This window comes from Actinomadura sp. NPDC048032 (assembly GCF_040653175.1).
In the GTDB taxonomy this organism is placed as follows: domain Bacteria; phylum Actinomycetota; class Actinomycetes; order Streptosporangiales; family Streptosporangiaceae; genus Spirillospora; species Spirillospora verrucosospora.
This window is the reverse complement of sequence record NZ_JBEZJP010000369.1, coordinates 1-8,410: the sequence shown is the minus strand read 5'-3', so window position 1 is coordinate 8,410 and position 8,410 is coordinate 1. Positions and strand designations below refer to the sequence as shown.

General features: G+C 73.6%; 6 protein-coding genes. 1 reads left to right on the top strand and 5 read right to left on the bottom strand.

Going from position 1 to position 8,410, the window contains the following annotated elements:
• On the bottom strand, window positions 1–203 hold a 203-nt coding region (locus tag AB0C69_RS33075), incomplete at its 3' end, for a sigma factor (RefSeq protein ID WP_360358856.1).
• Between the two features lie 206 nt (window positions 204–409).
• Between AB0C69_RS33075 and AB0C69_RS33070 the strand changes: the two genes are divergently transcribed.
• Window positions 410–2,002, top strand: coding sequence for an MFS transporter (locus tag AB0C69_RS33070; RefSeq protein WP_360358855.1), 1,593 nt, complete (start codon window positions 410–412; stop codon window positions 2,000–2,002).
• Between the two features lie 22 nt (window positions 2,003–2,024).
• Here the strand turns inward: AB0C69_RS33070 and AB0C69_RS33065 are convergent, their stop codons facing one another.
• From AB0C69_RS33065 to AB0C69_RS33050, 4 genes are all read right to left on the bottom strand, one after another.
• Window positions 2,025–3,386: a M20/M25/M40 family metallo-hydrolase gene (locus tag AB0C69_RS33065; RefSeq protein WP_360358854.1), complete on the bottom strand. Its 1,362-nt coding sequence runs from the start codon at window positions 3,384–3,386 to the stop codon at window positions 2,025–2,027.
• 319 nt (window positions 3,387–3,705) lie between these two features.
• Window positions 3,706–4,368, bottom strand: coding sequence for a hypothetical protein (locus AB0C69_RS33060; RefSeq protein ID WP_360358853.1), 663 nt, complete (start codon window positions 4,366–4,368; stop codon window positions 3,706–3,708).
• Window positions 4,369–4,379: 11 nt separating this feature from the next.
• Window positions 4,380–5,069, bottom strand: a complete 690-nt coding sequence (locus AB0C69_RS33055; protein ID WP_360358852.1) for a hypothetical protein — start codon at window positions 5,067–5,069, stop codon at window positions 4,380–4,382.
• A 60-nt stretch (window positions 5,070–5,129) separates the two neighbouring features.
• Window positions 5,130–8,402, bottom strand: coding sequence for a protein kinase (locus AB0C69_RS33050; protein WP_360358857.1), 3,273 nt, complete (start codon window positions 8,400–8,402; stop codon window positions 5,130–5,132).
• Window positions 8,403–8,410: the final 8 nt, after the last annotated feature.

Here is an 8,410-nt window from a genome sequence, read left to right as displayed (position 1 = left end):
TGCTCCCGCACGGTGGCCGTGTCGACGTCCACCCAGCGGAGCCAGGTCTCCTGCAGGACGTCCTCGGCGTCGGCGGCCGAGCCGAGCATCTCGTAGGCGACGGTGAACAGCAGGTTGCGGTGGGCGACGAACACCTCGGTGGCGGAGTCCACCGAGGTCGCGGGCTCGGCTGTCCCCGCGGTCCGTTCCGTGCGCTCGCTCATCCCCGGCTCCCGCCTGTGCGTTTCCCACCCTTGCCTCGTGCACTGGACGTCGCAGCCCGCCGTTTTGTAACACCAGCGCTCGGGTGGCCTACGTCACATCGCCTCGGCTGTTACAGGGGCCGGTGCGGCGGCGTCTCGTGTTCGTCAGGACGCCGCGCGGCGAACGGTCCGGGCGGCTCGCGATACGAGTGGAAGGCATCCGCCACATGGCCGAGACGGCCTCACCCGAGAACATCCCCACCCGATCCGGCACGACGACGGAGGCTCCACCCGGTTCGAGCTCCCGCCGCTGGTGGGGGCTGGTGGTCATCGCCCTCGCCCAGCTGATCGTGGTGCTGGACATGACCATCGTCAACATCGCCCTGCCGTCCGCCCAGCGCGACCTCGGCATGACCGACGGCAACCGGCAGTGGGCCATCACCGCCTACACCCTCGCCTTCGGGGGCCTGCTCCTGCTCGGCGGGCGCCTCGGCGACCTGTTCGGACGCAGGCGCGCCTTCATCACCGGCCTGCTCGGCTTCGCCGCGGCCTCCGCGCTCGGCGGCGCCGCCACCGGCCCCGGCATGCTGTTCGCCGCCCGCGCCCTGCAGGGCGTCTTCGCCGCGCTGCTGGCCCCCGCCGCGCTGTCCCTGCTGACCACGACCTTCACCGACCCGCGCGAACGCGGCAGGGCGTTCGGCGTGTTCGGCGCCATCGCCGGCGCGGGCAGCGCGATCGGCATGCTGCTCGGCGGCCTCTTGACCGAGTACCTGGACTGGCGCTGGTGCCTGTACGTCAACGCCCCGGTGGCGGCGGTCGCAGTGCTCGGCGCGGTCGTGCTGCTCGACGACCCCGGCCGCAAGGCCGGTGCGCAGCTGGACGTCCTCGGCGCCGCGCTGGGCTCCGCCGGCGTGCTGTCCATCGTCTACGGCTTCAGCGAGGCCGAGTCCCGGGACTGGGACGACCCCCGGGTGCTGGCCCTGCTCATCGGCGGCGTGCTGGTCCTCGGGCTGTTCTCCCTGTGGCAGACCCGCGCCCGGACGCCGCTGCTGCCCCTGCACATCGTCAAGGACCGGCAGCGGGCGGGCGCCTACCTGACGATGGCCCTGGTCACCGTCGCCATGTTCGGCGTCTTCCTCTTCCTGACCTTCTACCTGCAGGGCATCAAGGGGTGGTCGCCGCTGAAGACCGGCACCGCCTACCTGCCGATGACCGTGTGCATGGTCATCGGCTCCACGCAGATCTCGGTGCGGCTGCTGCCCCGGGTGCCGGTCCGGGCGCTGATCATCCCCGGCCTGGCCCTGGCCGCCGGCGGGCTGGCCGTCCTGGCCTCCATGGACGTCCACGCCACGTACCCCGGCCGCGTCCTGCCCGGCATCTGCATGATGGGCCTCGGCATGGGCGTCACCTTCATGGCGGCCATGTCCACGGCCACCGGCCGCGTCGCCCCGCACGAGCAGGGGGCGGCCTCGGCGACCCTCAACACCATGCAGCAGGTGGGCGGATCGGTCGGCACCGCGCTCCTCAACACGATCGCGGCGAGCGCGACCGCGGACTGGCTGACCGGCCACGAGGTCGACCTCGCCCAGCGGACGCCGCAGGTGAGGGCCGCGCTGGCCGAGGCGACCGTGCACGGCTACTCCGTGGCGACCTGGACCTCCGCGGGGATCATCCTGCTGGCCGCACTGGTCGCGGGCGTCTTCGTCAACGCCAAGGCGCCGGGACGGCAGGCCGGACCGGCGGCCGGCGCCCCGGCGGCCGCCGACCGGGAGGGCGGGGCCGCCGGGGCTCCGGCCCGCGCGGGATCGCCCGCAGGCTGAACCGGGGGCCTTCGGGCGCGGGCTACTTGCGGCGGGCGACGTCGTAGAGGGCGCAGCCGATCAGTTCGAGGGACACCTGCAGCCGCTCCAGGCTGACGTTCTGGGCGATCGTGTCCTCGGGGGTGTGGTAGAGGGGCTCCAGCTGGCTGGGCGCCTCACCGCCGCGCCAGCTGAAGTTGCCCGCCGGGATGCCGCGCTCGTAGAAGGCCTCGTGGTCGCTGGAGCCCCGGGCGGTGGGGCCCTTGGTCTGGTCGGAGTAGCCGAGGCGGGCCGCGGCGGCGTTCACCGCGGCCGTGGTGGTGTTGTCCGCGCCGTCCACGGACAGCAGCCAGTACGTGCCCGCCGGGGGATGGCTGGTGGCGACCATGTCGTTCTGGAAGCAGCCGGTGATCCGCCCGACGCCCTCCGCGTCGAGTTGCTTCACGTAGTGCCGCGCTCCGACCAGGCCGGACTCCTCCGAGCCCCACAGGCAGACGCGCACGGCCTGCTGGGTCGGCAACCGCTTCAGCACGCGGGCCAGTTCCAGGCACAGCACGGTTCCGCTGCCGTCGTCGTTGGCGCCGGGCGAGCCCGGGACGGTGTCGTAGTGGGCGCTGACGATGACGGCCTTGCCGGTGGGGTTGGGCAGCGTCGCCTTCCGCTCGGCCAGGACGTTGTACGAGGTCAGCCCCGAATGGTGGGTGATCTCGAAGGAGAGCCGCCGGGCGCCCGCGCGGATCCGCTCGCCGTGGTACTCGGCCAGGCCCAGCACCGGGACCGCGACCGTCTCCTTCAGCGTCGGGACGAAGGCGCCGGCCTTGCGCTCCGGGTAGGTGACCGAGCGCGCGTTGACGATGAGGGCCGCTGCGGCGCCCGCGCCCGCGGCGGCCTTCGCCTGCTCGGTCTCCATGCCGGGGATCCGGTCGAACAGCACCAGGCCGCCGCGCACGTCACCGGTGACCTCGGTGACCCGGCCCACGTCCACCACCGTGCCGTCCACGGAGGCGACGGCGCCCTGCGGGGAGGCGCTGCACTGCCAGACCCGCTCGCCCTTGGAACGGATCTCGGCCAGGTACTTGTCGGCGACCGGGAAGGGCTGGAGTTCGACCCTGTAGCCGAGATCGCGCAGGCATCCGGCGATGTAGCGGGCGGCCCGGTGCTCCGACGGCGTCCCGGCGATGCGCCAGCCGATCTCGTCGCTGAGCACTTTCAGGTGCCGCAGCGCCCGGCGGGCGTCGACGCGGGCGACCACCGCCCTGTCGCCGGCGGTGAGGGAGGGCGGCCGGAGGGCACCGGGGCGCTGCCGGGTCGCGGCGGCGGCGGTGCCGGGGAGCAGGCCGACGGTCGCGAAACCGGTGAGGGCGGCGGCCCCGGCCAGCAGATCGCGGCGTTTGACCTCGGACATGGCGTCTCCTCGGGAGATCGGCGGCCGGCGTCGCCGGCCCGGATCCCGAGTCGGCGGCGGACGGCGGGACAACGGACTTCCCCCGGTGGGAGTGAACATACAAAAAGGCAATAAAACCGACAAGACTCTTACCGTCCGCAGACCAGATTGTGATCAGGTTCGGGAGGCGCCCCAGGCCAATGGACCACCGGTTTCCGCTGGACAACCCGGCTTGCCCGGTAGGCCAATAGGGAAACCGGCCGGATTGAATGGCATGACGACGTTCCAGCGGAAAACGGCTGGGTCCCGGGGCGGTTCCAGTTTCGGATGAACGCGGGGGTCAGGGCCTGGGCGCCAGGCCCGAGTAGACCGACGCGACGTACTCCGGGGCCTTGGCGCCGCGGCGGGGCCGGAAGTCGAACGCCGACCCGTCGGTGAAGTCGATCCGGATGAACCATTCCGGCTGCGGGGTGCGGCCGAGGGGCACCGCCCGCAATCCGCGGACCGCCGCGAACGGGATCTCCCAGCAGGTCGTCAGGGGCGCGGCGGAATCTCCCGAGTCATCGCCCCGAGCACCGCGGACGCGACCGCGCAGCCCGCCCGGCCGGCCGGAGGGGCGCGCGAACCGCGACTCCACGGACACCGCGAGCCGCCGGTCCGTGAGCAGCAGCCACGCCTCGTCGGCGTAGCCGGTCATGTGGCCGGCGACGGCGGCCGCCGCCGCGTCCGGTCCGGGCGCGTGCGCCCACCCCCAGATCACCGGGTCGTCGGCCCATTCGTCGTACCAGAACCGGCCCGTCCGGACCGGATCGGTCGGCAGGGGCCAGGACGGGTCCGGGACGGACGAGCCGTCCGGGACGGCGGACGGGGCCGGGGCCGTGCTCAGCCCTCGCACCGTCGCGCCGATGTGCCCGGCCGCGTGGTCGCCCATGACCAGCCTCTCGCCGGGCGCGCACCAGTGCGCGCGGGCGATCTCGTACAGCTTCTGCTCGTTGCGCGGCATGTGATCGCCCGTCAGGAACGTTGCGTGGCGAGGTGGAGGAGCCGTCCCGCCGCCTCGTCGTCCGGTGCGGTGACGTCGAAGCCGGAACCGTCGTGGAGCCCGATCCGCAGGACCGGGACCTTGCGGGGACGGAACCCGGAGGGCAGCTTGCGCCGGTCCAGGCCGAGGTGCGCGATGTGCGCCGCCGGGATCTCGGCGAGGCCCGCGACGCGTGACAGCGGCACCGGTTCGCCCGGTGGGTAGGGATGGTCGCGAGCGAGCGAGCGCCCGAGCTCCGCCGCCCCGGCGGCGATCCTGCGGGCCCGCGACAGCACCCCCGCCTGGGGCTCGCGCCGTGCCTCGGACTCGGCGGCCTCGCCCGGCATCATCGCGACGACGCCGATCCGGTACGGGGTGAGGACGAGGTAGCGGGTCTCCGCGGAGTCGGGGAGCGTCACCCGCCCGGCCATGCCCCCGCCGGGGCCGAAGACCACCAGCGCCGGCGGAGTGAGGCTGTCCTCGCGGAACGCCGAGTCCACACCGGCTCCGACGGCGTTCAGCACGGCGCGTCCGGCGCCGCCCGGGATGCCCCGCCAGTCGTGGCCGTCCACGTCGAAGCGCAGGGCGGCGCCATGGCAGTACAGGCAGAGCAGAACGGGCTCGTCCGGCCGGCACCAGTGCCGCCGCACCGCCAGCGTCCCGCTGAGCTCGCGTCCGCTCATCTCGGCGCCCTCCCCCGACCGTGATGGCGAGATCCTAGTGGAATCACCGCAATTCAGCCGTCACGTCGTCCGATCCCGATCCCATGCGAATCTCGGCTTGGGCGGGCCGTTCCAGCGTTCGGCCATGCGGTCGAGTTCCGCTCTCACCCCGGACCGGCGGAGCCGGCCGAATCCGGCGTACCGGAGCTCGCGGCAGAGGGCGTCGAATTCGTCCTCGGTCCACTCGGGAGCGTCCCGTCCTTCCAGACTGCGGAGGGTGAGGAAAACGGTCAGGAACGGCCGTGCCCGGTCGTCCCAGTCCGCCGGGTTCCGCACGCGCAGTTTCCAGTCGAGCTCCCACACGCGCACCGTGCCGTCGAGACCCGCGGCGAGGACGTGCCGGCCCGCGTCGGTGACGCGCACCAGGGCGACCTCGCTCCCGCCGTCGGACAGGACGTGGTGGGGTTCGCCGCCGCCCGGCCGGCGCAGATCCCACATGGTCACCGCTCCGTTCGCGGACCCGGTCAGCCCCCAGCGCCCGTCGACCGTGGCGCAGGCGGCCGTGACCCCGGTCCCGTAGGCCTCGATCGAGAGGTCGCCGAGGGGATGCAGGAGAAGCACGGAGTCCCCGGAGGGGTAGGTACCGGGGGAGACGCTCAGGACGTGGCGGCCGTCCCGGGTCATGCTGACGCCCGCGGCGTCGTCCACCCAGCTCGTCGCGGTGGCCTCGGCGTCGCCGAAGAGATCCCGTACATCGTTCCAGCCACCGATGATCAGATGGCGGCCGTCGGGGGTGACGGTCAGCGCCGTGACGTCGCAGCCCGGGGGGACGCCGGGGCCGCCCTCCCGGCCGCCGTGCAGAATCGTCGTGCGGCCGGATTCGATGTTCCACAGCCGTATCTCTTCGCCGCCCCCTTCCCTGGCTCCCGCCGTGACGACATGGCGGCCGTCCGGGCTCGTGCACACGGCCATGAGCCGCCCGCGCCCGGACGCGCCGGTCCGCAGGGTGCGCACCAGCCTCCCGGCGGACAGGTCCCACACGTTCAGCTCGTCGCCCGTCGACGCGGTGACGCAGCGGCGCCCGTCCGGGGTGAGGCGGGCGCGCACGCCCGGGCTCTCCTCGACCAGCCGGTGCACGAGGCGCCTCGCGGCGACGTCCCACACCCGCACGGCACCGTCCGCGCCCGCCGACACGGCCCGCTCACCGTCGGGCGTGACGTCCAGGCACGTCACCGGCCCGGTATGAGCCGCCAGCGTCCCCAGATGCCATGACGCCCGGACCCCGACCCGGGTCGACACCAGCGCGAGTCTGTGCCACGCGTCGAGGGCGGGCGCGCTGCCGCCGAGATCGGGCGTGCTCCGGAGCCGTTCGAGCGTCGCCGCGGCCTTGGTGTACCGCCGCGCGCCGATCTGCCGTTCCGCCTCCGCCACCTGCGCCCTGACGTGCGAGTCGAGCCCGCTCAGCTCGCCGTGGGAACGGGGGCGGCAGATCTGCAGCGGGGCCGGGCGCCGCCGCCCCAGATCCAGGACTCGCGGCCGACCGTGATCGGGCCCGATCACGACGCGGCGGCCGTCCGGCGCCACGCAGGCACTCCGCGGATCGGGCGGGGCGCTCATCGTCCGGACGCAGCGCCAGGTGTCCAGCTCCCAGAGCCGCAGCACGCCGTCGATCATCAGCAGATGGCGCCCGTCCGGAGTGACGCACATCTTCTTCAGCGCGGGGGACGAGGGATCGGCGAACGTGTGCGTGATCCGCCCGGTGGCCATGTCCAGCGTGACGACGACGCCCCGGGGGAAGGCCGCGACGGCGTGCCGGCCGTCGGGGGTGACGTGCACCAGCGACGCGTTGTGCAGGAGGCGACCGTCCATCTCATCCGGGATCTCCGTCTTCCAGACCGTCTGCCCCGTGACCAGATCCCACAGGCACAGCAGGGGACCGCCGTACGCGGACAGGGCATGGCGCCCGTCGGGGCTGACGCAGACCGCGTTCATGACGCTGTGACCCTTCTCGTCCCCCGGCCCAGGGAACGTGCGCACTCGCCGGAGCGTGGCCACCTCCCAGAGATGCATGGAGTCGCGCCGACCCGCCGTCAGGGCGAAAGCTCCATCGGGCGTCAGGCAGATCGCGTCCGTTCCCGATCTCCTCCCCCGCCAGGGACCGGCGCGTTCGCCGGTGACCAGGTCCCACGCCTGCAGGCTGTCCTTCCCGACCAGCGCGTGCCGCCCGTCGCGGGTCACGCGGATCTGGGAGATCACCCAGTTGCCGGTCGGGATGGTCCGCACGCGGCGGCCCGTGTCCAGCTCCCAGACGAGCAGGCACCCGCTCGAACCCGCGCCCACGATGTGCCGGCCGTCGGGTGTGGGGCACAGGGCGAAGACGGTCTCGGTTCCGATCGTGTCGAGCTCGACGTCGTCCTCGACCTCCGCCTCGAACTCGGTGTCCTCCTCGTCCTCCTCGGCCTCCGCCTCGATGTCGGCGCCGCGCTCCTCGCGGACCTCGGTGTCACCGCGCTCGCGCTCGACCAGGCGGAGGAGCCGTCCCACCCGCTCGGGATCGTCGCGGCGGACCGACTCCAGCTCGGCCGTCAGGTCGGCGTCGGTGACGCCGGCGGCGCGCCAGCGCAGCAGTCCGGAGTTGTAGATCACTTCCGGATGGCGCGGGTCGGCGGCGCGCGCCTCCCGGAAGGCCGCCGCCGCCTCTTCCGGCCGCCCGAGGTCGAGCAGCGACAGCGCCCGGTTGTTGAGCTCGTTGGCGCGCAGTCCGGCCGTCCTGGGCAGGGCCCGCGGGTAGGGCGTCCCGAACTCCGCCGCGTAGAGGGAGACCAGTTCCTCGGCGACCGAGGCCATGCCCCGCGGCCGGTGCTCCGGCTCCTCGCGCAGGCAGCGGGCCAGCAGGCCGGCGAGCCCGGCGGGCATGGCGTCCATGGGCGCGCCGGGATTCCGGCCGTCCAGGTAGCGGGCGAGGCCCGTCGCCGCGGCCGGGCCCAGGCGCCAGCGGATCCGGCCGGTGAACATCTCCAGCACGCTGACGGCGAAGCTGTACACGTCCGCGCGCCGCCCGAGGGGACGCCGGGCCGCCTGCTCGGGCGAGGCGTAGGCAGGGCTCAATCCCCCGGTCGTGACCAGAAGCGTGCCGTCGCCCGGCTCCGCCGACGACCGCTCCGTCATCAGCTCGCCGGCACGCGCCAGCCCGAAATCGCTCACCTTGGCGTTCCCGGCCGAGTCGAGCAGGACGTTGGCCGGCTTGACGTCCTGGTGCACCACGCCGAGGCGGTGCGCGTGCGCCTGGACAAGGCCGTCACGGCGCTGACGGAACTGCGGGGGTCCACGGTCTCGTTCACCGTCGAGCCCGATCCGGAGTC